Source organism: Hyphomicrobium sp. (genome assembly GCF_019744875.1).
In the GTDB taxonomy this organism is placed as follows: Bacteria; Pseudomonadota; Alphaproteobacteria; order Rhizobiales; family Hyphomicrobiaceae; genus Hyphomicrobium_C.
In genome coordinates this window covers 1-26,982 of record NZ_JAIETU010000019.1, presented here as the reverse complement: position 1 = coordinate 26,982, position 26,982 = coordinate 1, and the positions used below count along the sequence as shown (strand labels likewise).

General features: G+C 59.9%; 30 protein-coding genes and 1 tRNA gene. 12 read left to right on the top strand and 19 right to left on the bottom strand.

Features of this window, described 5'->3' with window-relative positions; all coding sequences use genetic code 11:
• Positions 1 to 36: 36 nt before the first annotated feature.
• Genes K2Y42_RS20630 through K2Y42_RS20615 form a run of 4 tightly spaced genes read right to left on the bottom strand, consistent with a single transcriptional unit; the run spans position 37 to position 3,742 of the window.
• Positions 37 to 651 (bottom strand): PIN domain-containing protein, encoded by a 615-nt coding sequence (locus K2Y42_RS20630; RefSeq protein ID WP_291156492.1) that lies wholly within the window; start codon positions 649 to 651, stop codon positions 37 to 39.
• Positions 620 to 1,801, bottom strand: a complete 1,182-nt coding sequence (locus tag K2Y42_RS20625; protein ID WP_291156489.1) for an XRE family transcriptional regulator — start codon at positions 1,799 to 1,801, stop codon at positions 620 to 622. The genes K2Y42_RS20630 and K2Y42_RS20625 overlap by 32 nt, the downstream gene beginning before the upstream one ends.
• Complete coding sequence (locus tag K2Y42_RS20620) at positions 1,798 to 3,132, bottom strand: 7-cyano-7-deazaguanine synthase (RefSeq protein ID WP_291156486.1); 1,335 nt, start codon at positions 3,130 to 3,132, stop codon at positions 1,798 to 1,800. The genes K2Y42_RS20625 and K2Y42_RS20620 overlap by 4 nt, the downstream gene beginning before the upstream one ends.
• A 13-nt stretch (positions 3,133 to 3,145) precedes the next feature.
• The gene (locus K2Y42_RS20615; protein WP_291156484.1) at positions 3,146 to 3,742 is read right to left on the bottom strand and encodes a hypothetical protein; all 597 of its coding nucleotides are present in this window, start codon (positions 3,740 to 3,742) and stop codon (positions 3,146 to 3,148) included.
• 157 nt (positions 3,743 to 3,899) lie between these two features.
• Here K2Y42_RS20615 and K2Y42_RS20610 point away from each other — a divergent pair, with 157 nt between their 5' ends.
• On the top strand, positions 3,900 to 5,036 hold the full coding sequence (locus K2Y42_RS20610) for a Fic family protein (protein WP_291156593.1): 1,137 nt from the start codon (positions 3,900 to 3,902) through the stop codon (positions 5,034 to 5,036).
• Between the two features lie 101 nt (positions 5,037 to 5,137).
• On the opposite strand, the gene K2Y42_RS20605 is transcribed toward K2Y42_RS20610, so the two are convergent.
• Positions 5,138 to 5,205 (bottom strand) — tRNA-Leu (locus K2Y42_RS20605).
• 125 nt (positions 5,206 to 5,330) lie between these two features.
• Here K2Y42_RS20605 and K2Y42_RS20600 point away from each other — a divergent pair.
• Positions 5,331 to 6,563, top strand: coding sequence for a site-specific integrase (locus K2Y42_RS20600; protein WP_291156481.1), 1,233 nt, complete (start codon positions 5,331 to 5,333; stop codon positions 6,561 to 6,563).
• A 190-nt stretch (positions 6,564 to 6,753) separates the two neighbouring features.
• The gene (locus K2Y42_RS20595; RefSeq protein WP_291156479.1) at positions 6,754 to 7,551 is read left to right on the top strand and encodes a hypothetical protein; all 798 of its coding nucleotides are present in this window, start codon (positions 6,754 to 6,756) and stop codon (positions 7,549 to 7,551) included.
• A gap of 29 nt (positions 7,552 to 7,580) precedes the next feature.
• Here K2Y42_RS20595 and K2Y42_RS20590 read toward each other — a convergent pair whose 3' ends face one another.
• Positions 7,581 to 8,516 (bottom strand): tetratricopeptide repeat protein, encoded by a 936-nt coding sequence (locus K2Y42_RS20590; RefSeq protein WP_291156476.1) that lies wholly within the window; start codon positions 8,514 to 8,516, stop codon positions 7,581 to 7,583.
• 254 nt (positions 8,517 to 8,770) lie between these two features.
• Between K2Y42_RS20590 and K2Y42_RS20585 the strand changes: the two genes are divergently transcribed.
• Positions 8,771 to 9,421, top strand: a complete 651-nt coding sequence (locus K2Y42_RS20585) for a hypothetical protein (protein ID WP_291156473.1) — start codon at positions 8,771 to 8,773, stop codon at positions 9,419 to 9,421.
• 85 nt (positions 9,422 to 9,506) lie between these two features.
• On the opposite strand, the gene K2Y42_RS20580 is transcribed toward K2Y42_RS20585, so the two are convergent.
• Both K2Y42_RS20580 and K2Y42_RS20575 read right to left on the bottom strand, forming a co-directional pair.
• Positions 9,507 to 10,277: a hypothetical protein gene (locus K2Y42_RS20580; RefSeq protein WP_291156470.1), complete on the bottom strand. Its 771-nt coding sequence runs from the start codon at positions 10,275 to 10,277 to the stop codon at positions 9,507 to 9,509.
• Positions 10,278 to 10,368: 91 nt separating this feature from the next.
• Positions 10,369 to 10,638, bottom strand: a complete 270-nt coding sequence (locus K2Y42_RS20575; RefSeq protein WP_291156467.1) for a helix-turn-helix domain-containing protein — start codon at positions 10,636 to 10,638, stop codon at positions 10,369 to 10,371.
• 328 nt (positions 10,639 to 10,966) lie between these two features.
• On the opposite strand from K2Y42_RS20575, the gene K2Y42_RS20570 reads away from it, so the two are divergent.
• Positions 10,967 to 12,136: a hypothetical protein gene (locus tag K2Y42_RS20570; RefSeq protein WP_291156464.1), complete on the top strand. Its 1,170-nt coding sequence runs from the start codon at positions 10,967 to 10,969 to the stop codon at positions 12,134 to 12,136.
• A 1,110-nt stretch (positions 12,137 to 13,246) separates the two neighbouring features.
• Here the strand turns inward: K2Y42_RS20570 and K2Y42_RS20565 are convergent.
• Positions 13,247 to 13,972 (bottom strand): hypothetical protein, encoded by a 726-nt coding sequence (locus K2Y42_RS20565; RefSeq protein WP_291156463.1) that lies wholly within the window; start codon positions 13,970 to 13,972, stop codon positions 13,247 to 13,249.
• A 464-nt stretch (positions 13,973 to 14,436) separates the two neighbouring features.
• Between K2Y42_RS20565 and K2Y42_RS20560 the strand changes: the two genes are divergently transcribed.
• Genes K2Y42_RS20560 through K2Y42_RS20550 form a run of 3 tightly spaced genes read left to right on the top strand, consistent with a single transcriptional unit; the run spans position 14,437 to position 16,003 of the window.
• Positions 14,437 to 15,120 (top strand): ParA family protein, encoded by a 684-nt coding sequence (locus tag K2Y42_RS20560; RefSeq protein WP_291156460.1) that lies wholly within the window; start codon positions 14,437 to 14,439, stop codon positions 15,118 to 15,120.
• 3 nt (positions 15,121 to 15,123) lie between these two features.
• Entirely contained in the window at positions 15,124 to 15,528 is a 405-nt protein-coding gene (locus tag K2Y42_RS20555; protein ID WP_291156457.1) for a hypothetical protein, read from the top strand.
• Positions 15,529 to 15,553: 25 nt separating this feature from the next.
• Positions 15,554 to 16,003, top strand: a complete 450-nt coding sequence (locus tag K2Y42_RS20550; protein WP_291156454.1) for a gamma-glutamylcyclotransferase family protein — start codon at positions 15,554 to 15,556, stop codon at positions 16,001 to 16,003.
• Positions 16,004 to 16,247: 244 nt separating this feature from the next.
• On the opposite strand, the gene K2Y42_RS20545 is transcribed toward K2Y42_RS20550, so the two are convergent.
• The gene (locus K2Y42_RS20545; protein ID WP_291156453.1) at positions 16,248 to 16,562 is read right to left on the bottom strand and encodes a hypothetical protein; all 315 of its coding nucleotides are present in this window, start codon (positions 16,560 to 16,562) and stop codon (positions 16,248 to 16,250) included.
• Positions 16,563 to 16,778: 216 nt separating this feature from the next.
• On the opposite strand from K2Y42_RS20545, the gene K2Y42_RS20540 reads away from it, so the two are divergent.
• Positions 16,779 to 17,258, top strand: coding sequence for a hypothetical protein (locus K2Y42_RS20540; protein ID WP_291156451.1), 480 nt, complete (start codon positions 16,779 to 16,781; stop codon positions 17,256 to 17,258).
• A gap of 90 nt (positions 17,259 to 17,348) precedes the next feature.
• Here K2Y42_RS20540 and K2Y42_RS20535 read toward each other — a convergent pair whose 3' ends face one another.
• Together K2Y42_RS20535 and K2Y42_RS20530 are read right to left on the bottom strand one after the other, a co-directional pair.
• Complete coding sequence (locus K2Y42_RS20535; protein WP_291156449.1) at positions 17,349 to 18,194, bottom strand: SOS response-associated peptidase family protein; 846 nt, start codon at positions 18,192 to 18,194, stop codon at positions 17,349 to 17,351.
• Positions 18,195 to 18,502: 308 nt separating this feature from the next.
• Positions 18,503 to 18,682 (bottom strand): hypothetical protein, encoded by a 180-nt coding sequence (locus tag K2Y42_RS20530; protein ID WP_291156446.1) that lies wholly within the window; start codon positions 18,680 to 18,682, stop codon positions 18,503 to 18,505.
• Positions 18,683 to 18,847: 165 nt separating this feature from the next.
• On the opposite strand from K2Y42_RS20530, the gene K2Y42_RS20525 reads away from it, so the two are divergent.
• Complete coding sequence (locus tag K2Y42_RS20525; protein WP_291156444.1) at positions 18,848 to 19,219, top strand: type II toxin-antitoxin system RelE/ParE family toxin; 372 nt, start codon at positions 18,848 to 18,850, stop codon at positions 19,217 to 19,219.
• Complete coding sequence (locus K2Y42_RS20520; RefSeq protein WP_291156442.1) at positions 19,216 to 19,569, top strand: XRE family transcriptional regulator; 354 nt, start codon at positions 19,216 to 19,218, stop codon at positions 19,567 to 19,569. The genes K2Y42_RS20525 and K2Y42_RS20520 overlap by 4 nt, the downstream gene beginning before the upstream one ends.
• A gap of 354 nt (positions 19,570 to 19,923) precedes the next feature.
• Here the strand turns inward: K2Y42_RS20520 and K2Y42_RS20515 are convergent, their stop codons facing one another.
• The 4 genes from K2Y42_RS20515 to K2Y42_RS20500 form a co-directional block, all read right to left on the bottom strand.
• The gene (locus K2Y42_RS20515) at positions 19,924 to 20,181 is read right to left on the bottom strand and encodes a type II toxin-antitoxin system CcdA family antitoxin (RefSeq protein ID WP_291156439.1); all 258 of its coding nucleotides are present in this window, start codon (positions 20,179 to 20,181) and stop codon (positions 19,924 to 19,926) included.
• 446 nt (positions 20,182 to 20,627) lie between these two features.
• The gene (locus tag K2Y42_RS20510) at positions 20,628 to 21,101 is read right to left on the bottom strand and encodes a DUF411 domain-containing protein (RefSeq protein ID WP_291156436.1); all 474 of its coding nucleotides are present in this window, start codon (positions 21,099 to 21,101) and stop codon (positions 20,628 to 20,630) included.
• Positions 21,098 to 21,625, bottom strand: a complete 528-nt coding sequence (lspA, locus tag K2Y42_RS20505) for a signal peptidase II (RefSeq protein WP_291156433.1) — start codon at positions 21,623 to 21,625, stop codon at positions 21,098 to 21,100. The genes K2Y42_RS20510 and lspA overlap by 4 nt, the downstream gene beginning before the upstream one ends.
• Positions 21,622 to 23,751 carry a heavy metal translocating P-type ATPase gene (locus K2Y42_RS20500; RefSeq protein ID WP_291156431.1) on the bottom strand — a complete coding sequence of 710 codons (2,130 nt, stop codon included), beginning with the start codon at positions 23,749 to 23,751 and terminating at the stop codon, positions 21,622 to 21,624. Before K2Y42_RS20500 ends, lspA begins: the two co-directional genes overlap by 4 nt.
• 112 nt (positions 23,752 to 23,863) lie before the next feature.
• Here K2Y42_RS20500 and K2Y42_RS20495 point away from each other — a divergent pair, with 112 nt between their 5' ends.
• Positions 23,864 to 24,283, top strand: coding sequence for a helix-turn-helix domain-containing protein (locus tag K2Y42_RS20495; RefSeq protein WP_291156427.1), 420 nt, complete (start codon positions 23,864 to 23,866; stop codon positions 24,281 to 24,283).
• Between the two features lie 269 nt (positions 24,284 to 24,552).
• Here the strand turns inward: K2Y42_RS20495 and K2Y42_RS20490 are convergent, their stop codons facing one another.
• The 3 genes from K2Y42_RS20490 to K2Y42_RS20480 form a co-directional block, all read right to left on the bottom strand.
• Positions 24,553 to 24,990 (bottom strand): DUF411 domain-containing protein, encoded by a 438-nt coding sequence (locus tag K2Y42_RS20490; protein WP_291156423.1) that lies wholly within the window; start codon positions 24,988 to 24,990, stop codon positions 24,553 to 24,555.
• 26 nt (positions 24,991 to 25,016) lie between these two features.
• On the bottom strand, positions 25,017 to 26,213 hold the full coding sequence (locus tag K2Y42_RS20485; RefSeq protein ID WP_291156420.1) for a TolC family protein: 1,197 nt from the start codon (positions 26,211 to 26,213) through the stop codon (positions 25,017 to 25,019).
• A 144-nt stretch (positions 26,214 to 26,357) separates the two neighbouring features.
• On the bottom strand, positions 26,358 to 26,982 hold a 625-nt coding region (locus K2Y42_RS20480), incomplete at its 5' end, for an efflux RND transporter permease subunit (RefSeq protein ID WP_291156417.1).

The window sequence follows — 26,982 nt, the reverse complement described above, 5'->3', positions numbered from 1 at the left end:
CCGCCGGCTGGCGAGTGCTTCTAAGGGCTGTGAAATTTATGGCTGACGTACAGATCGAGGCAGGCTGAGGCAGAGCGGCGCGCGCTCTGGGCCCAGCAGCTGCACTATCCAATCGTGATGGGATGGGAGAACCTGCATCCTGGCTTGTTGCAGGGCGTTGAATACGGCATCGGCCAGATTGCGACCCAGCGCGTTCTCGACGACCGGATGGCTGAAAAACTCCACGCTCGCCAGCAGTGGCACGCCAGATGCGAACTGGAGAGCCAAACGCCTGCCTTTGCTCTCATCGATGACCGCCGCGCCGCCCAACTCGAACGCCAGAGCGATGGTCGCCGCTTCGCCGTCGTCCAGCGTCATCGCCGACGGCCCGACCGTCAGAGATTCAAACAAGTCGGCTCCGGCAGCACTGATGTCCTGACGCAGTATGATTTTCCGAGCGATCAGATCGTCCAGCACTTCGAAATCACGGCGCACGCTCGACGCGCCACGTCTCAGCTCATCGTGGACGTCTTGAGGCACGACAAAATCACGGCCGATCGCAGAAAGGATCGCAAGTGCCGCGCCGGAGCCGTTGAGATTGATGACCGCACTTGCATCAAGCACGATCGGGATTTCTAACTCAGGCCAGGAGCTCGGGGGCGTCATCGCCATTGCTCCCCTCTGCTTCGTCGGCCTGAATCATGCGGCGCAACTCCACCCGATCAAGATGCAGAAGGCTTGCCAGCTGCCCTTCGCTCAGAAGTCCCTGCCTCGAAGCCGCGCCGGCGAGGAGACTAAGCCGGACCGTGGTTGGCAACCTCGTTTCCTCGCGCAGGCGGTCGTTGACGACCCGGTCACCCAGGACTTCTCGCTCTTGCTCATTGGAGATGCCGCCGTTCTTTTCGAACCAGTCCCAGGCTCCTGCTGGAACCAGCCGCAGCTCCTGCAATCGCCGGACGAGTGCCTCTCGCGAAACGCCGAAAAGATGCGCCAGCTCGATGACGTGTCGTCTGCTCAAATTCTTCGCGCCTGCCGTCAGTTCTTTGAAATGAGCCATCACGGCGCGCGCGGGCATCATAAAGCTTCGCGCGAAAGCATGGGCATACCGCTCCTCCCTGCTTTCTTCGATCTGCTCCTCGTCGAGCACCTCGGCGGGTTGACGGGTCACCAAATGGCCAAGCTCATGGGCTGCGGTCAGAGCTCTGCGTCCGCGCGGATGGTTACCATTCAGCAGTATGCAGGCACCCGTCGCCTCATCGAAAGCAAAGAGCCCGGAGATGCGATCCGGTAACCGGCGCACGAAAACGCGAACGCCGAGTTGCAGCTCCAGCAAGGCGACGATGTCTTGAATAGGCCCGATACCCAGGCCCAGCTGCTGGCGGAGTTCCAACGCATCCTGCTCGGCCTGCAGTTTTACATCGCCCGGCAGGATCGCCCGCTCGGCGGGGTAGTTGCGTGCCCGCCTAATACCCAGCAGATTCTCAAGCTCGACCTCGGCGCGGGCTAGATGATTGAGTAACTGCGCCGCGTCATCGACGCCCGCCGGAATGGTGGTGGTGAGCTTTCTAAAGCGCGGCATCAAATCAGCATGGACGGCTTCCACACGCAGCAGCGCATTGACGGTCGTGTCGTAGACCCGCGCCAATTCTCGCAGTTCGTCGAGCTTTATGCGCCGCTGTCCTGCTTCAATCGCCACGAGGGTTGTGCGGGCAACGCCAATCGCTTCTGCCGCCTGAGCCTGAGTAAGCTTCGCGTTGTCACGCGCAATCCGCAACCGCTCGCCGACTTCCGTTGGTTTGAACTGGTCGAGGGCTGAGGTCATGACACCCCCGCGCTCCGCTGCCGGATGAATGATCCGGGTGCGAGCGACTTGAGAAACGCGTCCCACTCCGCTTCGTGTTGCGCCAATAGTCCGTCAAGCTTCTGCTTCACGCTCACTTCATCCTCACCCAACGCTCTCGCCAACTCACGTGCCTGCAATGACAGAACGGCCGAATCCTCCGACCGACGGAGTGCGGCCAGATGATCGAAATGCATGGCACCTGCCACGGCATAGGCATGCTGATTCCCATGCAAGCTATCGACCGGGAACCCTTCGGCCATGCCCGCCGAGAGCGTGGCTGCCGACACGTTTTCAAAAGCGTACGTGTTCGCAGGTTCTTCAAGACCGGCGGCATGCACGCTCATCCGGCGCAGGATGCAGGCGGCACAAAACCCGCACTGTCGCAGCGGCTGGTTCTTTCCCACACGGATTTGCCGGGGCTTCTGCCAGCAGGACCGCGTCTTCCTCCACCCCTCATCTTTGGTCTTCGCTACTGCCGCAGCCAGCGTCTGCCCCTTCGTCGACCACAGGCGCGGAAACTCGTAGCGAAGCTCATAGTTGAGAAGCGCACGAAAGAGCTTCTCCATCTTGTTGAGGAAAACGGGATGCGAGCGATAGTCGCCGTAACGGTGGGTCACGAGCACAGGACCCAGCGCACCCTGCCCGCTTTCAGGGACGATCACTTTCGTCGATCCGGACAAATATGCAGCGAGGCCGCTGACCATCGCAAACTTGAACCCTCGCGACCGCCCTGACCGCTCCTTGAAATCCTGATCTGGCACTCGAAAGGGAATGCGCTCGAACGCCTCACGCTTTCCCCTGCGCCGACGGCTCTTATTCGACCCACCTCCAAGCCGAACCAGAACAGGATTTTGTTCTTTGACGAGCTGCCACAGAGCCCAGGAATCCATGCCATTGCTGAACGGGATCATGAGCGAGTTGGGCTCAGGAATCTCAAAGTTCGTTTGGATGATGTCTTCTGGATCTTTCTGCCTCTGGACGAACTCAAGCCGCCATACGTCCCCGGTCAGACAGCGCAGAGCTGCCGCCAGTGCGCTTTGAACCTGCGGTGCTGACCAGCGCGCGGGTTCGTGGACATGCACACGCAGTGGAAACTCGCGCCCCCAAGCCTTTTGTGGTCTGCTCTGACGCCGGTCGCAGTATTCAATCGCCGCGCAGACGACGAGGGCATCCTCGATCACTGGCTCCCACTTCGCGAGCCGATAGGAAACCAGCTGCTCGGGATCGAGCTTGATGTGCGTGCCGATTTCACAGGCTCCATAGCCGGCGCTGCTCGCAACGCCGCGCGGAACTACTTCGATCGCTCTCACGGGCGGGGCTCCGTTACGTTTCATCGGCGCCACTCTCGATGGCTGGGCCATCCTCGATCTCGGTATGCTTGGGAGCGGACCGCGGGACAGATTCCCCTTCCACGCGAAGAATTCCTTTGGCGACTTTCCTCAGCTGCTCATCCGAAGGCGCTGAGTGGTTGAGCCGCTCGCGCACACGCGGGGCAATATGCCGATCGGTTGCTTCCCGCTGGGCATGCTCCTCCATGGAACGCGCCCGCTCGCTCCAGCACTGGCGGAGCGCCGCCGTCAGCACATCGAGCGTGGCATCGTCGCTGGTGATGCTGGAGGCCAGAGCGTCTTCAACCCAGCGGGCCAGTATCTGAGCCAGAGGATTGCCTTCGGCTGCATCCGCCAGGGCATCGACCGCATTGGTCTCATCCGGCAGACCAAGCGAAGGCTGCCGGGCGCTTTCAAGGGTGCGCTTGGCGCGGTCAAGAAACCCGTCGGGCAAATCTCGGCACTCTGCAGCCAGAGCGAGGGGGATGGCTTCTTGGAGCTGCTCGATCGTGAATCCCTCGTTCTCGGCCCGCTCCAGGACGGGTCGCCAGCAGTCTTGCGGCAGAGGGCTTTTGAACGGTCCATCGCTCATGATCGAATCTCCATGTCAGCTATTCTTACAAAATAGTCTGCCAATGTCAAATCCGGGCCTGTGCGGTGATTGGACAGCTCATTCGCCGCATTAATTGCGGCGATACTTGCCTCTGCGGCGATTAACTGGCATAATCGCCGCAGGAGATGCGGTGATTATGCCTTATATTCACGAGAGACCTGACTGGCCGACCTTCGCATGGGAGGCTCAGACCCTTGAAAAGCCGCTGGCGGAAGTGCGCCACCGGCAGGGACGCCTGCTGGGTAGGATGGAGGCTTTGGGCTTTGAACTGCAGGCCGAAGCCACGCTCCGGACACTGACGGCCGATGTCGTGAAATCCTCGGCCATCGAGGGGGAAGATCTCAACGCCGACGAAGTGCGCTCATCGATTGCGCGCAGACTTGGTATGGATGTCGGCGGCTACATTCCGGTCGGCCGAGACGTGGATGGCATTGTCGAGATGATGCTCGACGCCACGCAGAACTATGAGGGCCGCCTCACTGCCGAACGCTTGTTCGGCTGGCATGCAGCCCTGTTTCCAACAGGCCGCAGCGGACTGCACCGTATTGCCGTCGGCGCGTGGCGTCCCATCGAAGCGGGACCGATGCAGGTTGTCTCCGGCCCCTTTGGCCGCGAGCGCGTTCATTTCGAGGCGCCGTCTGCCGATCGGCTCGACGGTGAGATGACGCGCTTCGTCGAGTGGTTCAATGCCGGAGGCGATCTGGACCCTGTTCTCAAGGCTGGCCTCGCTCATCTGTGGTTCGTGACCATTCACCCTTTCGAGGATGGCAATGGCCGCATAGCGCGCGCCATCGCGGACATGGCCCTCGCCAGAGCTGACCGCACCAGGAACCGCTTCTACAGTATGTCTTCTCAGATCGAGGCTGAGCGCAGGGAGTACTACGAGCAGCTCGAAGCGCAGCAGCGCGGCACGCTCGATGTCACAACCTGGCTGAGCTGGTTCCTGGCATGTCTTGATCGCGCGCTCACGCGCGCCGATGGCACCCTGACGGCGGTGACAATCAAAGCCAGGACGTGGGAGGCCATCAACCGCAAGCCGATCAACGACCGCCAGCGAACAATCATCAACAGGCTTCTCGACGGCTTCCAGGGCAACCTGACGACATCCAAGTACGCCAAGATCACCAAGTCGTCGTCCGACACAGCACTGCGCGATATTCGCGAACTGGTAGAGCGCGGCATTCTTGTTCAGAATCCAGGCGGCGGCCGCAGCACAAGCTATCGCCTGGCCTCGCCGGAAGAGATGCCGGACCAAGCAGCGGGCCGCTCATAGCGAACCAAGTGCGCTCAAGGAAACGCATGAGATTTGCGTCCCATGTGCGTCCCACGTCAATTTTTGAGGATGAAGGCTTCGTATTAAGCCTTTGAAAATATTGGTCGGAGCGAGAGGATTTGAACCTCCGACCCCCAGTCCCCCAGACTGGCATTCCCGCTACCCTCCCCTACTCTGCACCCCCTAAAACCCCGCTAAATATGGCTTGTTACGTGCCGTTGACACGCCGTACTACCCTCGCCTTCACTCCACCGTGGTATAAGGGTGGTATAGCGGATTTCGGGGGTTTTATCGATGTCAGATGCACCGATCACGCTCAATCGTGTTGGCCGGCTGACGGCCGGAGAGATCATCTGGGACAAGGACGTTCCGGGCTTCCATGCCCGCAGAAATGCCAATGGCAGCGTCTCCTTCCTTCTCAAGACGAGAGTGAAAGGCCGTCAGCGCTACCTGACCCTCGGCAAGCAAGGCACCTTGACCGTAGAAAAGGCGCGCGACCTCGCCAGAGACTATGCCTTCGCCGCACGCAAGGGCATCGAGCCCAAACCCGAACAACCCGACGTCCCGTCGCCCCTCCTGAAGGACGCCGTCAAAGAATTTATCGAGATATACGGCTTGAGGCTCAAGCCTCGAACCAAGGAAGAATACGAGCGGATGCTCACACTCCACGTGGCGCCGCGCTTCAAACGAAAGACCGTCAATGCACTGACGCAGGCCGATGTCAGGACGATGCATGAAAAAATGGGCGCCACCCCCCGCAACGCCAACAACGTCCTGACAGCTCTCTCCAAACTGATGACTTGGTCCATGGAGCGCGGATGGCGCGACAAGGATTCAAACCCCTGTAAAGGGATCGCACGCTACAAAGAAATCGACCGAAACCGATATCTCTCGCCGGACGAAGCAAAACGCCTGGGCGACGCACTCAGGCACCTTGAGCGCGACAAATCCGAGAGTGTCTATGTCATCGCCGCCATCTGGCTGATCATCTTCTCAGGTGCGCGGCGCAATGAAGTGCTCTCGCTCAAATGGACCTATGTCGACGAACAGCGCATGCTCCTCAATCTCCCCGACAGCAAGACGGGGCCGAAATCCATTCTTCTAAATAGGTACGCCCTCGCCGTGCTCGCTCGATTGCCAAAGGTTAAAGGTAATCCCTTCGTGTTTGTCGGACACATCACGGGCAGGAGCCTCGTCAACATCGCAAAACCTTGGAACCGCATTCGGACTCTGGCGCAGCTGCCCGGTCTCAGATTGCACGACCTACGCCACTCGTTCGGCAACAAGGCTATCGACGCCGGTGGTACCACGCGAGTACTGGGCAAACTTCTCGGTCATTCCGACGAAGAAACAACTGCCATCTATGCCCACGTCTCCGACAGCCGCGCCGTCGAACTCGTCAACGCCACCGGCGATCTGATCGCTCTGTCGATGCAAGAGCAATCCCCGTCCCCCGGCCTCAAATCACGTCTGAAAAAAAGACCGCTCCGGTTCAAGCCGACCGCCAAGGCCGAGGCACTAGGATAGCTTGATCGCATTGCCGAGGTACTTGATTGCCGTGGACTGACCAGATCCGCTCCGCCTATCTGCTTGTGATCACCGGGTTGGGGCGAGCAATATCGGCACGCGTTCAAGAAATTCGGTGCTCTCGTCCTTCAGACTCTTTGACGGACGGCGCGCAGAGGTCTCAAGCCCACCAAAACCGCTGTGGAGCCCCATGCCCGCTACCTTTAGCCGACCCACCATCATTGCTGCCACCGAGCTCATCACTCGCGTCGGTCACGGTGCATTTGCGCTTCTGGCTCTGAAGTTCGGCCTCGAAAAGCAGATACCCACGGCGTCGGCGCCCAACCTCTCCATCAAAGCTAGAACCGTTGGAGAATTTGTGCTCGAGGAGCCCGCGGCGCTTCTGCCGACTGCCGACGGAAACAAAACGCGGTCGGCCGTGCTCGTCGAGGAAGCGGTCAAACAATACAATCCTCATTATCCATCCGATGCCGACGCGGTGTTCCGGCGAGCCCTCGCGTTGGATGGCTACAGCCTGAATGTCGATGCCAATACGAGCGCTGTTACCTTGCTACCAATGGTGCCGCTGGACTTGGATTTGCCTGCCGTCGAGGATGAGGTGCACCGGCGATTGAAGGATCTCAATTTCACCGAGCCCTTGGGGCACCTCGACCAAGCCATCGACGCTCACCGGCAAGGCAACTGGGCCTCCGCCAATGCCCAGCTGCGCGCCTTTTTCGAAAGCTTACTGCTCCATATCGGACGTGGCTTCTACGGTGCGGCGGAATCCATCGGTTTCGAAGCCTGTCTCACCCTTCTCGGACAGAAGGACTTCCTGTCCGTTGCTCGCAACGAATGGCGCACCGACGGCAAGGACTTTACACATGGGCTCTACAAGCGACTGCATCCGCAAGGCGCACACGCGGGACTTTCGGACGAGGACGACAGTGCTTTCCGATTGCATGTGGTGCTGGTGACGGCGCGTTCGTACCTGCGTCGCCTGCCCTAGCCCCTTTGACCTATTCGCGAGCCCTGTTTTTACTTGTTCGATGCCTTTCGCAGCGCATCGGCACGGCGCTTGACGCCAATCTTCGGATCCAATCCGAGCGCCAGATCATAGGAGCGCAAGGCTTCTGGCCAGTTCTTTTCGGCCTCAAGAGAAATTCCGCGAAGCTTGTAGGCCCAGGCGCAAATGTGATCGTCGCTGGTTGCTTTGAGCGCAACGTCGATCCCCGCCACAAGTCTGCGCGCCAGTTCGGCGGAGGGCTTCTTGTCCTCGCTGTCGATTAGCTGCTGGATAACGGCAAGGTCGCCCCGGCCAAGACTGCGTTCAATCCAAAGGTCCCGATCCAAGAACCTACCATCGAGGCTATAGGCGAGCGACGCTCCGCCTGGATAGCAAAGTCGTATCGACTGTCCATCATCTGCAAATGCGTAAGACTCGGCCCATCCGGACTCGGGTTTCCACCGCACGATCTCGCGCCCCTGCGTAAGGTCGAACACAGCAAGGACGGATGCATCGTCAGTGTGTGAATTACAGGTTTGGCAGACGGCAAGGCGACCGTTCGCCGACAAGCCGTTGTTGAGCAGATTTGCGGTGAAGCGTTGCGATACGATCGGGCTGCCGTCAGCGCGAAACGCGCAAAAGGCGCCTCCGAGCTCTGAGTTGAACCTCCAATCGTTCAGGATGAATGTGCCGTCGCTCGCGACCTTGCCGTCATTCGGACGCTCGATTTGCCCCTCGGCAATGATCGCGTCGCCTGCCAGCAAAAAGTAGCGCCCCATGCCGGATGCTCGCGCGCCGCCATGAGTGCCCTCATCATTGGCATCGCGCCAGGTCAGGGTGAACCCGCCGTCCGGTGACGTCGCGTACCAGCCAAAGTAATCCCTGTCCGGAATATGGAAGAAACTAGCTTCCGCGTACGGTCCGGTACGCGGCTTCTCTCTCCTGCTTAGCCAATCCAAGAAACCCATGTCAGCCCCCTGGCACAGCATAGCAGTGAGAGCGCCCAAAGACCATCAGACGGGTCCGGCGACCACCTTCCGCCGGGACCCCTTGCTTGCTCGAAGCCAATAGCGACGGCCCAACCGAATCGCATAGCATTCTGATTGGTTGCTCCACCTGACTAGCCGCCCTGTCTAACGGAGCACGTTTCATATCGGTGTGATCCGTTCCTTCGGATCATCATGTAATCGGCGGCTGATGATCCAGAATCAGGAGCGATCGCATGCCGATTTTTCTTGTCACAGACGACAACATCGAGTTCGCCAAGGCTGAAGTGCGCCAAGCATGGCCAGATGTTCGAACCTCTCATCGGCTCGAGGCATTCGCGGCTGCACTAAATTTCCGCACATACGCGTCAATGCTCGCCGTCTCAAAGCAAGTGGTGGCGTTCCCATCCATTGCATCGCTTGTGCAAGATAGATTTTCGAGCCGGCTCGCGCAGCTTGGCTACCTTGCCGTTGACGAGAGCGCGCTTTCACGAATTCCCAGATCGACAGCGGTTCCGCTGCTCCCCTGGGTCGAGTTTAAAAGTGGCGACAGAGCCTCAAACGAACGCTGGTTCCGCGAATGCAAACGTCGTGACATCCCGAACATTCGGATCGAGATGCGCACAAAATACGCGGAACTGCACTGGGACTGCATCTCGCAAGATTCCAGACACGACGACAGCCGCGATGCGGATCTCTCGCGAGCGATGTTCGCTTGTTTCCAGGCGCGATCCTATCCTGGTCCCGGAAGGCCTATATACCAGGGCTCCGCGATGGTCGGCTCCATCGAGCGCCTGCTCCCTGAGGTCGCAAGAGATATCGCGGACGACTACTTCAAATTCTTGATGAAGCCGATCAAGGAAACGCCTGCAGCGAAGGTTGCCTAACGAACGCGCTATTTTGCAGTTCCCCTCAGGACCGGGCGACATAACTCGTTCTGTGGTCATGACGCCCGGTTCGCAGTCGATTAGATTAATGCCGGCGCAGAATTTCGCCGAGAGTACCGTCCGCGTTGCGAATGAACGCGCCCGCGCCGAGCTGAATGTCATCGACGAACGCAATGCAGCAATCGATGAAGCTCCAGCTCATGTAGAAGGTCCACGGCTTGTCGTTGATACTCGCCAGCTGAAACCAATCTACCGGCCAGTCTGGGAGCCGCTTGGCGAAAGCGGCTCGCTCATCCTCCGGCCACTCGAACCCGCAATGCAGCATCTTGTTGCGATACGCAAAGAGCGCATCAAGTTTGATGAGGTAGTCTTTGGGCAAATGCTCAACCAGGCCGCTGCACACAGCCACCTGCTCGATCCCCCGGACGATACTCTTTTCGCCTTTGCTTCCGGGCTTGAAAACAAAGTGCGGGTCCCAGAGCTGTTCCGGCGTCGCCCGCCTGCGGGCGTCCATGCCGACAGGCATGCCCTTTTTCTCTGCGCGAATTCCCAGCCCTCGAAAGAGGCCGACAAACAGACCCTCGGTCAGCGGTGCGAGCATGCTTACTGCGGCCATGCTGTGCGTCGCCGCCATGTAGATCCCCTCGTGGCACAGGTCGACATAGGCATCGGCACACGGGAAACCATGCTCGTCGCCTGTTTCCGCATCAGCGAGTGCGCTGAGTTCTTTCACCCTCTGCGTATGCGCTTCGTCGACTTTGCGAAGATCCTTGAGCAGCACCTTCACCGCCGCCAACTGAGAGTCAAAGTCAAAGCCCTTAAGCAAATGCCTTGCTCTAGAACGATCGTCAAACATCCGGGCAACCGATCCCTCGTTCGCGTGTCACTCGGACGATAGCGGGGTTCGTGACAGATCACGCCCCCGCTTTTTCTCACGACCGAGCCGGCTAGTATTCCGACGTCGACAGATACTCACCTCTCTTTTCGATCCAATCAATCAGATCGACGCGACGGTACAGAACGCGCGACCGCCTCCCCGAACCAGCCTTCAGGTACTTGGGTCCCTTCCCTTCCAACCGAAGCCGCTCCAGGGTGCGTGACGCCAGTCGGACAACAGCTGCCGCTTCACTCGTCGTCAGATATGTCTCGCTCCTGGCTTCCGGCTCCTCGACCCGCTTAAAGTCGGCATCGCTCTTCAGGGGTCTGCTCAATGTCATATGAGCTCCTTACGCACACACGTCTTCCCTGGGTCCACGGCCCAGCCCGCCCTTTCCATTCCGCTGATGCCCCCCAAAACAGGATCGCTCGCGCCGGCTCTGCGGCGTCAAAGCCCAATACAATGGAGTCGGCATACCAACGAACAAACATAGAACATAGCGCCAGATTGCCCGGTATCAAGGTGCGGTTGCGCGAGTAAAGACGAGACCCCTGACCCTTTCGGGATGCCTGCGCCGCCCCAGGATGCCAGCGAACCGTCCGACAACTCTTCGGGATAACTATTTGCCGCGTATTGACTGAGTTGCGTATGCCAGCAGAATAATTTTCGTGACTTTCACGACACCCGATCGAAACGAGCTTCAATCCACGTCCGATGAAAAATCGGCCTCCACGCTCGCGACCGTCTCCCGGAGCGTGCAGTACGACCTCTTCGCCAAGTTTTTCGGAAAGCCCGAGAACCTTTCCAACACCATCGATCTGTGGGACTCCATCCCAAAGTATTCCTGCTCGGCCCGCGCTCAGTCGGCCTTGCGCGATGCCTCCGGCCGCCTGCCGGTCTACCAGCGCACCTTCCACCATCGACCCTCGCCCAAGGGCGACAATCCGACCTTCACCTGCACCGTCCAGCTGCAGCCTGCGAGCGTCATCATCGATGGCGAGCGCATCGATTGCTACCCATCTACCGACGAGGAACTGGTCGAGGAAGTCTTACGAAAAATCTTCGCCGACCAGAATTTCGGATTCCATGACCCTGCCCGCGGCGAAAGCTGGGTGCGCTTTTCACTGAACATGATCCGCGCCGAACTCGCCAATCGCGGCCGGACGCGATCCATCGAGGAGATCAAACGCTCTCTCGAAATTCTTTCCCGCACCGTCCTCGACGTCACTATTGAAGGGCGCGGCTCAAAGCAGACCGTCTATACCAACCCAATCATCAACGACCTCACACGCGTAACCCGCGACCAGTGGAAGGAAGACCGCAAGGCCATGTGGATGGTCCGCCTGCCGGGGCTTCTCAGCGCCAGCATCAACACGCTCACCTACCGGCAGTTCAATTACGGCGTGCTCATGAGCCTCGACAGCCAGCTTGCCCGGTGGCTGCACAAGCGGCTCAGCCACGAGTACACGAACGCTCACCTCAACAATCCGTATCAGATCCTGTTCTCGACGATCGAGCGCGACAGCGGCATGCTCAATCATTCGCGCCGCAGCGCCAACATGTCCGCGGTCAAGTCAGCGATCGAAGACCTGATCAAAGCACACGTCCTCTACGCCTTCACAGAGGAACGCCGCACGGAAGGTAAAGCCGTTCAAGACTGCCTCTATACCCTGATCCCGAACTCCGACTTCGTCTCAGACATCAAGGCGGCCAATGCTCGCGCCGGACAGTCCCGCGACATCCTCACCAAGGCGGGGATGATAGACCCCAGACCCGATCCCGGCACAGGATGGAAGAAAGTCTCGCAGACCTTCCGCTCTCCGCGCACCCGCGCGTGACGATCATGGAAGGTAGAGCGTGCAATAAACGCCGTCTCGCAGACGAACCGCGGAAAACCGCCAATTCTCACTCCCATCACAGAAGGCAGAGCGTGCAATTCCGACATACTGATGCACTCGGAATCCGAGTCGCGACCCCACGCCCCTCTCCAGCGAACACCTTTTTATGCAGGATTCCGCCGATATCCCCCCTGATCATAGAAGGTAGAACGTGCAATAGACTCCCTCGGGATCCGTTCCCCTGTCACACGTGCGACAATTGCCGTTTCGGAAGGCGGAGCGTGCAGATCACAGGAGGCGGAACGTGCAGACCATGGAAGGTAGAGCGTGCAGATCGATTCCGAGCCCCCTCCGCACTTACGGTTTCGACCCAAATCATGGAAGGCGGGGCATGCAATGGCCCGGATCCGCGTGGAGATCATGGAAGGTGGAGGGTGCAACGACCTCGGTTCCGCCCCTCAAGCTTCTCCGACACGGAAGGCGGAGCGTGCACGCCCCCCGCTATAGGAGGTACAGCGTGCAACACGATCCCCGCAAACCCGCAGAATTCCGCGGACGACTCGGAACCCGGCACCCCGATATCCTTTCCTTCCATTTATTCTTCTTTCTTCGTCGCAAATTTTGAAGTTATAGGCCTCGCTTCGCTCAGCAAGAAGGAATGGCCGCATACGCGGCCATGCTTAGGGTTCCCCTCACCCTCCGTTCGGGCTTTGCCCTCACTGCGCCGCACCTGACAACGGACGGGCCAAGGCCCGTCTCTAAATTTTTGGGATACGGCTCCACCGGAAGTCAGCCATCACCGCCATTCCAAGCGGAACGTCCGTCAAGATTGCTTGGCGAGCTGGTGCTTTGGGTAACCTTCCGGGCCCGCCCAACCCCTAGGTCACGACTGAAACCCTGCCCGGCCGCGATTCCAGGGCCACACAGCAGGCGATCGCCCCCTGCCCTAATCCGGGATGCCAATCCACGAACGGCTCTCTGCAGGCGGCTGCTGGGAAAATAGGCCGACCCTCATTCTTGCCCGGCTACCGCCGGACATTTTGTTTGGGATCCGTCCGAACGTAACGAAGCTGAGCTGCCCAACCCAGAGGGGTCAGCTAGGCCCCGGCGCTAAAGTCGGGGCGGCGGCTTGATCGCCTGAAGTTCTTTTGCCTGCTGCGCCTTGTATCTGGCCGCCGCTTCCGCGTAGAGCGGCTTGGAGATAAACGACAGCCCGTACATGAAAGCGCCGGTGAGCCCAGCCCCCCTGCAGCCACCGGGTTGCTTGAACGCCGTCACCGCGATGTTTTCCGCAACGGCAGGTGAGAACGGGTCTATCGCTTTCTGGAAGCCCTTCGTTTCAGACCCGAACAGCGAAGCCTCCGGAACGCCCGTTCCTTGCACGCCCGTAGGCTTCTCGATGCCTAGTTTGTCGTAAAGCACATCAACCCCGGCCCCTTCATCGCCCGAGCAATAGAGGAGCGTCACACCCATGACTCTTTGCTCCCCTGCCCTCTCCGACGCGATGATGTAGAATCGCCGGTCCTCGCAAAGAAACGTTTCCTCGAGAATGTCCGCGGCCAGCATGAAACCCTTCACGCCAAACCGCTCTGATACGCGCGACAGCTCGATCCATACCAGCGACAGGGCAATCTGTTCGTAGACCCCGTGCACCGATTTCGCGTCAGTCTGACTCAACCGGTCGGAACGGCGGCAGCCGTCGTTGTGCAGCATCACGGCGGAAAATGCAGGTGCTTCCAGCTTCACACCGCCGAGCTCGGCACCCCGCACGTTCGTGCCCGCCAGCAGGCTCGCTAGAACGATCGTCGCCTTATGCCAAATCGCTTGCCGGCACATGTGCTCCTCCGCGTCACCAATTGCCGACCCTCGCACCGGCTCCGTCGCCTATCAAACGAATGCACGAGTTGTGAACGAAAAATTCGCGTCGCGCTCTGCCGCAGCAATCAATGGCGGGCCAAGATGGACACTTGGGAAGGTTCGCTCATGGGCAAGAAGCCGTCTTCCCAAGTGGGCAGGTGGGAAAGTTCGCAGGTGGGAAGAAGAGAACATTCAATCCTGGCCCCTTTCCCCTGCTTGCAATCAGTTATGGCAACATGCCGCGCGTCCGCCGAGCAAAAGGCTCAGGAGCCTCGCAATCGTCTTGGATATCCCGCGAATCTTCTGTATGCTGATGATAGCCATCTGGCCATGAGTCCAATTGCCCGCGTTCCCAAGTTCAATCGTTCCCACTTTCCCATGTTGCCACTTGTCCATCTGCTGATCATCAACCTCGGAGGTACGGGCACGGAGGCCCACACGTCATGATTCTCGTTTTTGCGTCTTCCAAAGGAGGTGTCGGAAAATCCACCACATGCGCCGCTTGCGGCGCAGCTCTCGCCCTCGAAAACTCCCGCGTCCTCATCCTCGACCTCGACCAGAACCGCACACTGCACCGATGGAGCCGCAAATTCTCCATCCCGGGCCTTACCGTCGAAGCCCCGGCGCCCGATGATTTTCCGACCGTGCTCAAATCCCGCCTCACTTCAGGAGACTACGATCACGTGCTGATCGATCTCGCGGGTGTGCGTGAAATGACCATGTTCAAGGCCATCAGCCGCGCAGATCTTGTCATCATCCCGGCGCAGGCCTCGGAGCCTGACATCCGCGAAGCACTCGTCATCGCCGGCGACGTCCGCGACCTCGAGGAAACCGCCGGCCGAAAAATCCCTTACCGGTTGCTGCTCACCAAGATGTTTCCGCTGCGAAACCGCGTCAGCGACTTCGCCTATTCAGAGCTGGCACGCAAAGGATTGCCGATGTTCAAGACGGTCCTCGTCGAGCGAACAGCCTACCGCGAGATGTTCCTGAACGGGGAACCGCCAACCCAACACGACACGGGGAAGGGGGCCGGCGTGGAGATCGCCGCGCTCCTCGACGAGATCGAGGAAATCGTCTACCCGGACGCAGCCCCCGCCGACCGCCATCCACTCCAGGCAGCGGAGTAAGCGATGAACCAGCCGCGCAAACCCTTTGTCTCCATCGCACACGAGATCGACGACGAGGCCATCGAGGCCGTCGCCGCCCGCAAGGGTGTGTCTTCACTGAGGCCTGCCATGACTCGCCCAGCTGCTTCACCCGCAGGGCAGGAGAGTGACCTGTCATTGCCAGAACCCGAACTTCCGCCAACTCGAGAGAACCAGCTCGCGACGACGGTAGCACCGGTCGTTGCCCCACGGCCACGCTTGCATTCGACCAAGGTTGCCGTCCCCGACTACGCCATGCGTGAGCTAAAATCCCGCGCCGTCCGCGACGAGGTCACGATCAACCACATTCTTCTCAAGGCGCTCGATCAGTTCGGCATCGCTATCAAGCCCGATGATCTCATCGAGGACGGACGGCGCAGAAAAACGTGAACGGTCTAAACCCGGAGGAGGGGGCATGCTCGTGTTCGCATACGGCTCTAATATGGACGATGCACAATTGAAGAAGCGCTGCCCGAACGCCGCGTTTGTCGGAATCGCAGCTTTACGCGGCTATCAACTTTGCTTTCCTCGTCTATCGAAAAATAGAGGGTGCGGGGTGTCCTCCGTCATCCAGGCCATCGGTCATGACGTTTGGGGTGTCGTGCATCGTCTCAACAAGGAAGACCTTGCCTCGCTCGATCGAGAAGAGGGCTTTCGCTCTGATCGCCCTGCCGAGAGCAACGGTTACAATCGCATGCCAATCTCGGTCGAAATGGACGGAGTGCCGACCGATGTCGAAACCTACATCGCCGTCGCTACGGCAAACCCGCCGCCCCCGACCCGGGAATATCTCGACCTCATTCGCAGCGGGGCTAGGCATCACGGGCTGCCGGACGCCTATCAGGCGCTACTGGCCGCTCTGTAAACCGATACTGTTCATCCGGTTTCCAGGTCTGGATTCATTCTGACACCTACGCATTGCAAGCCGCGGTTCAAGCATCCGTCATTGTATCGATATGCGTTCGCTAAGATGCGTGGCGTCCCGGCGGCGCGCCGCCGGCCGGGCTCTAGACCGCGGAGTGTAGCGCCGCGCCCCGGAACCCCGCGAGGGCAGGGGACACGGGTTTCCGCCCGTGCGGGTTGCGATCCCTGACGCGGAGCCGTGACCGCTAACCACGCGCGCGTCCATACTTGCGCCGAGGAGCATTTTTGGATCCGCGCCTAGGAGCAGGGGTCTCGACCACACGCAGCGTGCCGGTACCCAGGCACGGACGCATCAGATCGGTGATTTCCAGCTCCAGGTGCTCCGCTTTACCGGCGTCGTCGCGAACCAGGAGTCTTCGGTTCGTCGGCGCGAGCGGCGTCAGCTCGATTGAGACATCCTCGACGGCTGCAACCCCCAGCGCTTCCAGTTGGGCGGTGAGATGCTGCGCCACAACGACCAGGTCCTCGAGCCGGAAATTGCCGCGGATGTCGATACGCATCTAGGGACCTCCGCGCTTTGGCCCGGAAAAGGGGAGGGAAGGCCGACGTTGCAAACTGTGGTTGTTCAATAAACGACCGCCCATAACAATATAACACCATGTAATATCTCATTTAATCTTGACGTATACCACCCTTGAGCATAGTGTCCATGCAACATTGCCAACACAATGCCAAGTTGTAAACAAATATTACTGGAGAATTACATGAGCAAAACATTGAAGATCAACGGCGCGACTGTCGTGCCCGTTTCAAACATCCGCCGTATCCGCCCGGTGACAGATGATGACCGCGCTCGCATCACCGAGCGCTACGACCAGATTGAGGACGCGGCGAAATTCCAGCTGCAGATCGAGTTCGCCGACAAGTCGACGAAACTCACCGCCGAATCCCTTGACGATCTGCGCGGGCAGGGGGTTGCCCTCGTCAATATCGGCAATGAGACCTACGTGCCCGCCGTCAACATCAAGCTGGCCGAGCCGTTCACCAAGGAAGACGCCGAGAAGGTCAAAGGCAAGGACTACACCTTGAGCCACACCTTCCGCTCGCGCGTCGAAACCAGTGCCGGCACGCTGCTATCCACGGCCACTGCCGACCAGGTCATCACCCGCCGCGAGAAGGCAATCGAGTCCAACGCGAAGCCGGAGGGCAAGCAGGACGGCAAGAAGGCCGCCGGCCCGAAAGCGCCTGCAGCCTAGACCTTTCTCTCCCCTGAGAAATGAACGCGGCTCCACCCCCGGAGCCGCGTTTTTTGTTCGCTTCCGCGGCGTACAATGCCGGCCACCTGATCAAGGCAACACGGTCGCCCCTAGCAGATCCGGCCCCTTCTTTCCGCTTTGTACAATCCGCATACGTTCAGCTTCAAACGTCCGCACCAATGCGTGCGCCTCGTCAGACGTGCCCGTCAGCCAAGTCTCGAACTCGTGCTCCTCGGTGAAGATCACGGGCATGCGCTCGTGATTGATCGAAGCAGTCAGCGGATTGGGCAGCGTGGTCATGAACGAGAACACTTCGATGTCGACGTCTGGCTCTCCCTTTTTCACCTGACCAATGTAGCGCTTCCAAACACCGGGACAGCCAAACAATGGCCGGTCCTCTGCGGGCTCGAGCGCAAACCAATGCCACGCCACAGGCTTGTTGTTGTCGGGATCGAGGTAGCTCGTCGCCGGCACAAGGCAGCGTCGCCGCTCATAGCTTTCACGCCAGAACCATTTCTCACGTGCCGTGTCATCACGTACGTTGCTGACACGCTTCGGTGCGAAACCCTTTCGGATCAGCGGAAACCCGAACGAAATGTTGACGATCTCGCGCTCGCCGTCGGGGGCCAGACGGACAACGGGCGCTTCGTATCCCGGCCAGATCTCGGCACGTGGCGTGATTTGCGCGGTACGGTTATCCGGCACGCGAAACAGTCTGCGAATCTCATCGCGCGATCGCGTCATGGAGTAGGCGTTGCACATGGCGTCGAAGTTAAGTGCTCCGAGGTCAGGATGCCAGTCGATCTCACCGCGAAAACCGCTCGCTTTGTCGGCGAGCACGTGGGTCGGAGCAGGGACCTCGTTCCCGGTCCATCGGCTGCGTTCATACATTGGCTGCCACGGCGCATCCGGACGCGCGCTGTTGCTGAAGCTCAACGTTGCGCCCTTGTGACCGCACGTCATGCAACGCGCCGCACTGCGCAGGCGATCGAGCGACGCGTCCGGCCCCCATCGCACGATAAGCGGCACCAACGGAAAAATAGCGCAACGCTGACATCGCCCGCAGTAAACGTAGACCCAGTAGTAGCTCCTTCGGGTCTCCCCAATATTGTGCAAGGTCGGCGCCCAATATGCTGCATCATTGCGCCGGCTTGCCTCCAGCCGCGCGCGCTGCTCCGCGCGCAGCCGGCGCACCTCACCTAACGGTATACCCAGCCGATCGTCATTCCGCCGGCCCATCGGTATTACTCATCGCAACCGCCATTCGCGCAGCGCAGGTAAGGGCCGTGCGGCGCGTTGGCCTCGATGATCTCTGTTGCGGTCAGCACGGCCTGGGTCAGGCGCGCGATGTCGACACCGTGCACACCTTGCCGCTCAATGAGCTCATCGAACAGCGCGGCGTGAACGAGGTTGAACTGCGTCATGGCTGCTACCCTTTTTCGCTGATTTTCAGCCTCGTACCACGGCGAGAACAAAAAGGGAACACTTGTCGCGCCTCGTCCACTATCCGATCGGGTCTACATTGCCATATATAGGTTCAACGCTATATAGCTTTGACATTATATCCAAATCTATGCGATACTGAAGCAATGGCATGGTCCGTCTCCTTTCACGATGACTTCGATCGCGAATTCCTAGAGCTGCCGGACGCGGTCCAGGACGAGCTGCTGGCGGTTGCCCAATTGCTCGAGCGGTTCGGACCATCCTTGAAGCGACCCCATTGCGACACGCTGGATGACTCGAAGCACGCCAACATGAAGGAACTTAGATTCAAGGCCGCTGACGGAGTTTGGCGCGTGGCCTTTGCCTTTGACCCTCGCCGCGAAGCTATTCTGCTCGTAGCAGGCGACAAGTCGGGAGGCAGCGAAGACAGATTTTATAAGAAGCTGATCGCCAAAGCCGACGATCGCTTCGACCAACACCTAGCAGCGCTCAACAAGCGCCCGGGAGGCAAGAGATGACCGTATCGTTGAAGAAAGCCATGAACCGCGTCTCGCCTGACCGCCGCAAGGCAATCAATGCACGGGCGCGCGAATTGATCGCGGAAGAACTGACGTTGAGCGATATCCGAAAGGCTCGCGAACTCACCCAGCAAAAGCTGGCGGACCTTCTTGGTGTCAAACAGGAGAGCGTATCCAACATCGAGAAGCGTTCCGATCTGCTGCTCTCGACACTGCGCGAGTACGTCGAAGCGCTTGGCGGAGATCTCACGTTGATGGTCAAGTTTCCAGACAGGCCGGCGATATCGCTAAAGACGCTCGCCGAACTGACTCCGGAAAAAACGCCAAGGCCATCACCTGCGCGTCGATAGCGGTTTCCAATGGTCCCCGATCAACCGTATCGCCCGGCGATCTATCTCTGATTGACCGTCAAATACCACGGGGCCGCACTCGGGGATTACCCCGACGACTAACACCAAACCTCCAAGTGGCCGAAACTCGCAAAATTGAGACGTCGCGCCTCAATTTCCCAGACTCCCTCTATCGTTGCGCCCTGCGTCGTCCGTTCTTGTGAGGCTGAGGCACTTCGGCAGACGCAATCGCTTCAAGCATCGCATCGTCCAGATCCTCGGCCCTGGTGACGATCCTGCCGCGAACAGTTGCATCAACCGGATCCCGTGACGTCGGCCAAGAAGATGGACGGCCGTTCTCCGTACACCGGTCCGTCATTCTGAAAGCCAAATCGGTTTGAGCAACGTGCCCGATCGAGCAATGCGCTCGTTGTACGCTTCGATGGCCGCCTTGTTCTCTGAGAGCCAGGCATCCTCTTTCGCTTTCTTGACCGCTGCTTCGATGCCCGCTTCAGCGGCACGCGACGTGTTCAAGCGCAAGGCCCGCGCCTCCTTCATCAGATCGGTTCTGACTGTAAAACTGACGGGACGCTTTTTCACCGACTCGATAATGGCTTCATCGATAGTTCTCATAAAGACAATATAACATTATTCCGTATACATATCTATTATGCCGACTTCATCAGTCAAAGGCCGCAGAAACCCCTCGATTATCTGCGTGCTGATATTTCACTTGCAGTCCATTGCCCCGAACAATAGAATAAAACGACAATGTCATCTGAATTAGCATTTGCGTATATTACCCAACTCGAAAATCGGCTTACCGCCATGGAAGCGCGCCTTTCGATGGTAGAACACCTGATGCCCGCGATGGCGACACTTGCGGCGCAAGACGCAAAAAACCCCTCCTCAAATTAAATATTATTTTCCATAATACAATCTGTTTACATAAATTACATTATCACATCGGCTTAAAGCCGCAGAAACCCAGTGATCTTTCAGACGTGGTTTTTCATAACCTCAGGCTTCCATCGCTGCGATCAGTTGTCGGTCATTGCAACTGAAACGCAATCCTCCGGTCACTCGGATTGCGCGTCGTAGCGGGCGAAGACTTCCGTGCTGCCATCCTTCTTCAATAGAAGAACCTCGTAAGGCTCGCGCTTGCTCCCTGACTCCATGCCCGGCGACCCGACCGGCATTCCCGGCACGACGAGACCGAGCGCCTCAGGACGTTCGTCGAGCAGCCTGCGAATCTCCCGCTCGGGCACGTGCCCTTCGATCAGATATCCTTCGACCCTTGCTGTGTGGCAGGCGGCAAGCGCTGCGGGAATGCCTGCATCGAGCTTCATTTTCATGAGTTGCCCCATGGCAAGATCTTTGACGACGACCTCTTGGCCGGCCTCCCGCAGGTGGCGAGCCCACGCATGACAGCAAGCACAGCCCCCGGTCGTCATCATCTCCAGGGACGCCGAAAAAGCCGTTACCGGAAGCAACATGATGGTCAACACAGCCAGCCAAACGGGGCGAAGCGAATACACAGTACGCGCCATCATGGTGATGTCTCCTCAGAGGCGGGGTCTGGGCGGTTCCCGATGAAGGTTGTTGCTACGAGTGCCATTGCGCCGATCACGATTGCAGAATCCGCAAAGTTGAACGCCGGCCAATGGAAACCCCAGACATGGAAGTCCAGAAAGTCGACGACAGCGCCGATGCGCAAACGGTCAAAGACGTTGCCAAGGGCTCCTCCGATGATCACGCCGAGCGCCACGGCTTCCAAACGCGTCGCCGATCGCATCAAGATAATCCCGAGCAGCGCCGTCAAGGCAAGGGTGATGCCGGCCAACATGAACGGCCGATCCGTGAACGTCTCGGTAAATAGGCTGAAGGAAATGCCCTGGTTGAAGCTGAGGCGCAGATTGAAGATCGGGAGCACGGCGAAAACGTCGCCGCGCCCGAGTGCCGCCAGTGCCGACAGTTTTGTCGCTTGATCCAGCAGAAAAGCGCCGAGGATTGCCACCAACCCGCTTAATCTCGCAGCGCGATGCGTCGCCAACGGCGTGAGCGTGGGACCGTTCATGCGCTTTCTCCGGGAGATGCCGCTGTTGCTGGCCGGAAGCGGAGCAGCCGCAAGGCGTTTGCGGTCACCAACACAGTGGCTCCCGTGTCCGCGAGAATAGCCATCCACAGCGAGCTGATTCCGAGCAACGTCGTAACCAGAAACACTGCCTTCAGTCCAAGTGCGATGAAAATGTTTTGCCAGATGTTTGATAGGGTCGTTCGCGCAAGGCCGACGAGCTCGGCTACGCCGCTAACGCGGTTGCTAAGCAGGGCAGCGTCGGCGGTTTCGAGCGCCACATCCGTCCCCCCGCCCATAGCGATGCCGACAGAAGATGCCGCAAGCGCCGGTGCGTCGTTGATGCCATCGCCGACCATGGCCACCGGACCATGGGCTTTGAGTTCGGCGATAGCGTCCAGTTTGGCGTCGGGCAGGAGTTCGGCGCGCACATCGATGCCAAGCGCGCTGGCAACAGCCTGACCGGCCCGCCGGTTGTCCCCGGTCAGCATGATGGTGTGAAGGCAGAGTGCCCTGAGTTGGCCGATACCAGCCGCCGCGTCGGGTCGCGGCTCATCGCGCAGAGCGATCAGTCCAAGCGCGCGGTCCTTCATGGCCACGATGACGACGGTTTTGCCGTCGCCCTCCAACCGCTGCACCTGATCTTTGAACGCGTCCGGCAGGAGGTTGAACTCGGCTGCATGGCGCGGCGAGCCGACCGATACAAACCCATCGCGCAGGCGTGCAACAACCGCCTTGCCCGGCACGGCCGAGGCGCCGCCGAAGGTTTGCGGGATGGAAAGCCCGCGCGCCCGCGCTGCCGCGATGATCGCAAGCCCGAGCGGATGGCTGGAACCCTGCTCGACCGCAGCGGCACTCGCTAGCACTTCGTCCTCGTCGCTCTCTATGGCGACAACGTCCGTCACTTGTGGCTTGCCGACGGTAAGTGTGCCGGTCTTGTCGAATGCAACTGCCGTGATCTTGCCCAAAGTTTCGAGCGCAGCCCCACCCTTCACCAGCAAGCCGCGACGAGCCCCCGCCGCGAGGCCGGACGCGATGGCGGCAGGCGTCGAAATGACGAGCGCGCAGGGACACGCGATCAACAGAGTAGCGAGGCCGCGATAGATCCACGTTCCCCAATCCGCTCCAAAGAGCAGCGGCGGCACCATGATGATCAATGCGGCGGCGGCCATCGACGCGGGCGTGTAATAAACAGCGAACTTGTCGATGAAGCGAGCCGTGGGGGCTTTGGATGCTTGAGCATCCTCGACCATATGGATGATGCGGGCGATGGTGTTGTCGGCCGCAGTCTTGGTGATGGATATCCTGAGTGTACCGTTGCCGTTGATGCTGCCGGCATAGACGGAGGCACCGACGGTTTTGCTGACGGGCACCGACTCGCCAGTGACAGGCGCTTCGTCGAGCTCTGACAGGCCCTCGAGGATCTCGCCGTCCGATGGGACACGGTCTCCCGGCCGCACCACTGCGACATCGCCGACGCGCAACTGCTCAGCCGGCACTTCACGCACTTCGCCGCCCTGCTCGATTTGGGCGACGCGTGGCACCAGCCCGATCAGCGCCTTGATACCGGCACGAGCGCGGCCCGCAGCGACGTTCTCAAGGAGCTCACCGACGGCGAAGAGGAAGATCACAACCGCTGCTTCTTCGGCCGCGCCGATAACAATCGCCCCAGCCGCCGCCACGCTCATCAGCGTTTCAATGCTGAATGGTGTCCCGGACATGGCACCGGCATGCGCTCTGCGGGCAATCGGCACCAGGCCAGCGATGGCTGCTACGAGGTAGGCGTAAAACGAAAGGGAAGGCGCCACCCAAGCCACGCCAAACGCGACCGCCAGCAAGCCCGCGGTGACGAGCACGAGCCGGCCCTTTCGGGTTTCCCACCAGGGCCGGTCTTCTTGTTCGCCAAAGCGAGTTGGGGTGGCGTCCTCGGCTGCCGCTGGCCGCGGCGTGTAGCCTAGATCGCGAATCTTGTACTCTATGATCTGGCGCGAGGTCCGGTCTGCATCGTGGTTCAGGATCAGCATCCCGGTCCCGTAGTTGACGTTGATGTCACTGACGCCTGGCAGGCGCATCAGGGCGTTCTCGATCTTGAGCGCGCAAGCCCCGCAATCCATGCCTTCGACGCGCATATTGAGGGTCGGCCCCTTGGCATTAGGTTGTTCGATAGCGGTCATGCTCTCCTAGACTTCCTTTCGTTCACCACCCATACTGCACCCTGTAGCAACTACAGGGTCAAGCGGCATGAACTCAGGAATCCTGACGATAGGGGATCTGTCGAAGGCGACCAGCACCAAGGTCGAAACCATCCGTTACTACGAGCGGATCGGCCTGCTTGCGCCGCCGGCGCGCACTGCCGGCAACTATCGCGCCTACGGCGACACTGAGCTTGGTCGGTTGAGTTTCATACGCCGAGCCCGAGACCTGGGGTTCGGCATTGATCAGATAAGGGCGCTCCTGAGCCTTTCGGAGAAAAAGAAGCGTTCCTGCAAGGCGATCGATGCCATCGCGCGCCAGCACCTCGCTGACGTCGATAGCAAGCTCGCCGACCTCATGGCGCTGCGAAGCGAGCTCGACAGCATTATCCGACAGTGCGGCTGTGGCACCATTGCGAATTGCCGGATCATCGAAGCGCTTGCCCCGATCGACGCAAGTCACCGTTGACCGGTTCGTTGCCAAGGCGCTGATCCTCCTACGCTGTTGAGGGCGATCCGGTCGTCATCCACCTCCCGTCATTGGCAGCGTTTGACCCAGAGGCGACCTGAACCACGAGCCTGCACCTTCTTGAGGACACTTCTCCGAGGCCTGGCTCATCGGAAAAAGACGTATTTGATCAGCGCCGCAATGGCGAGAAGGGCGATCACAAGGATCAGCACATGGCCGATCCCCATGCCCCACATCATGCCACCCATGCCTTCATGCATCATGGCAGGTCACTCCGTGGCGTAAACCGGTGCGGGCTTGTCATCGCCGGTAATGGAGAGAATTTCGAATGGAGCGGCCTTTTCCCCGCTCATGCCCGGCGAGCCCTCGGGCATGCCGGGCAATGAAATGCCCTTGATGGCCGGCTTCTCGGACAGCAAACGCTTGATCGACCCGACGGGCACATGGCCTTCGACCACATAGTCGCCGATGATTGTGCTATGGCAACCTTCGAGGTCCTCGCGCACACTGTATTTCCGCTTGATCGCGGACATGTTCGGAAGCTCAATCACCGTCACGCTAAAGCCGTTGGCCTTGAGATAGTCGGCATAGTGGTCGCAGCACTTGCACCCCGCATTTTTGAAGAGCGTTGCTGGAATGTTGTCCTGTGCAATCGAAGCGGTTGCAAATAGGGCCAGGAAGGCGACGACAAGCGTTGGTTTGATCATGGTGCCATACTCCATACTCTAAGCGCTCAGGGCTCCAGTCCCAGAGCCTGGTTGACATCGGAACGGCTCCGCTCGACGGCCACGCGCGCGGAAGCGCGCGCCAAATCGGACTCGTAGAGCTGAAGACGTGCCCGGATGACATCGTTGAATGTCGTTTGACCGCTCCGCTGCGCTTCCTCGGTCAGCTTCAACACCGCCGCGAGATCGGCGCGGCGGGCCTCGATGCCCGTGAGCTGCTGCCGGGCCCCATCGAGCTTGGCGCGGGCCTGAGCGACATCGCCGCCAACCTCCCGTTCGGCAAGCGCGAGTTCCTCCTGGGCTGCGATGACCTCGGCAGCGGCCGCAGCCCGCTTGGGTTCATTTACTGCGTCATAGGAAAAGGGAATCTTGAAGCGGACACCCAGCGACGTGACGTTCGGCTCGGCCGAGGTGTCGGTGTTGTTGTTGGCAAAGGCACTCAGTTCGGGACGCTCGCGATCCACGGTCCAGGTGAGCTGCTCGTCTGCCAGGGCATTCTCGGTGGCGGCACGCCTGAGTACGATACGTGGGTGATTGGCGGGAGTAGCGGCATCCGAACCCCTTTCCCCAAAGCCAACAGGCGCCTCGAAGCCAGTCAGTACGCCGAATGCGATCCGCGCCTGATTGAGCTCACTGCGGAGTCCGGCAAGGGAGACCTCGGCATCGCGCAGGTCCGCATCGGCCAGCTTGGTCTCCATGAGCTCGACCTGTCCGGCCCCGGCCTGCTCGCGCAGGCTTCGGGCAAGTGTTGCGGCCGTCGACCGTCTCCGTTCCGCGACGGCGACTCTCTCGCGGGCTTCCGCAACCATCCAGTAGGCTTCACGCACGCGCTTGGCGACCTCCAGCCGCCGCGCTCTGATCTCGGCCTCCAGCCGCTCAGCCTCGGTCAAGGCCGCCGCGAGACTCGCGCCCCGCTCGCCGCGCAGCCAGATCGGGATGCCGAATTCCGCTTCGTACTCGCGCGTGCCGCGGTCGTGGGTCAGCGCGTCGGTGCGATGCATGACCGTAACCCAGGGGCCGCCCGGCAGCAGGGCACCGGCAGCGCGTGCGCGGGCATCCACCTCGGCTCTGCGAGCGATGAGCACCGGGATCTCTGGAACGCGCAGGCAGGCCGCTTCGAAGGCCGCCGACAGCTCTGAGGCGTGCGCTCCGGTAGCGGCCCCAACGGCAAGGGTCAAGGTCAACAGAAGCATTGCGCTACGCATGCGCAGTTCCCCTTTTCGCTGGTTCCCCTATACGACTAGAGCGCATCCTTCCCATGGCGTCGACGCCCGCACGGCGAATCACGGGCCCATCATAGGCCAAGCGGGTTCGACGTTGCCGGTGGTCTGGCCTTTCCCCACGGGTTGTCATGCCACGCCCTCCGCCTGGACGACCTCTGAAGCGGTTGCCTTGGGCAGCCGGTAGCCCTTGACCAGGGCGTAAATCGCCGGAATGACCAACAGAGTGAGCACGGTCGAGGACACCATGCCGCCGATCATCGGCACGGCGATGCGTTGCATGACCTCGGAGCCGGTTCCGTGGCTCCAGAGGATCGGCAGCAGACCGGCCATGATGGCGATCACGGTCATCATCTTGGGCCGCACGCGCTCGACAGCGCCTTCCATGATGGCCTCGTAGAGGTCCGCGCGCGTCAACGCTCGACCCGACGAGGCTGCTGCGTCGCGTTTATGCTGCCAGGCGTGGTCCAAATAAATCAGCATAATCACGCCGGTCTCGGCCGCGACTCCGGCCAGCGCAATGAAGCCAACCGCCACCGCAACACTCAAATTGAAGTTCAGCCACCACATCAGCCAAAGGCCGCCCACAAGAGCGAACGGCAGCGAGAGCATGACGATCAGCGTCTCGGTCACGCGCTGAAAATTGAGGTAGAGCAGCAAAAGGATGATCACGAGCGTCAACGGCACAACAATCAAAAGTCGTGCTTTGGCCCGTTCGTAGTACTCGAACTGACCGCTCCAGACTGCACGGTAC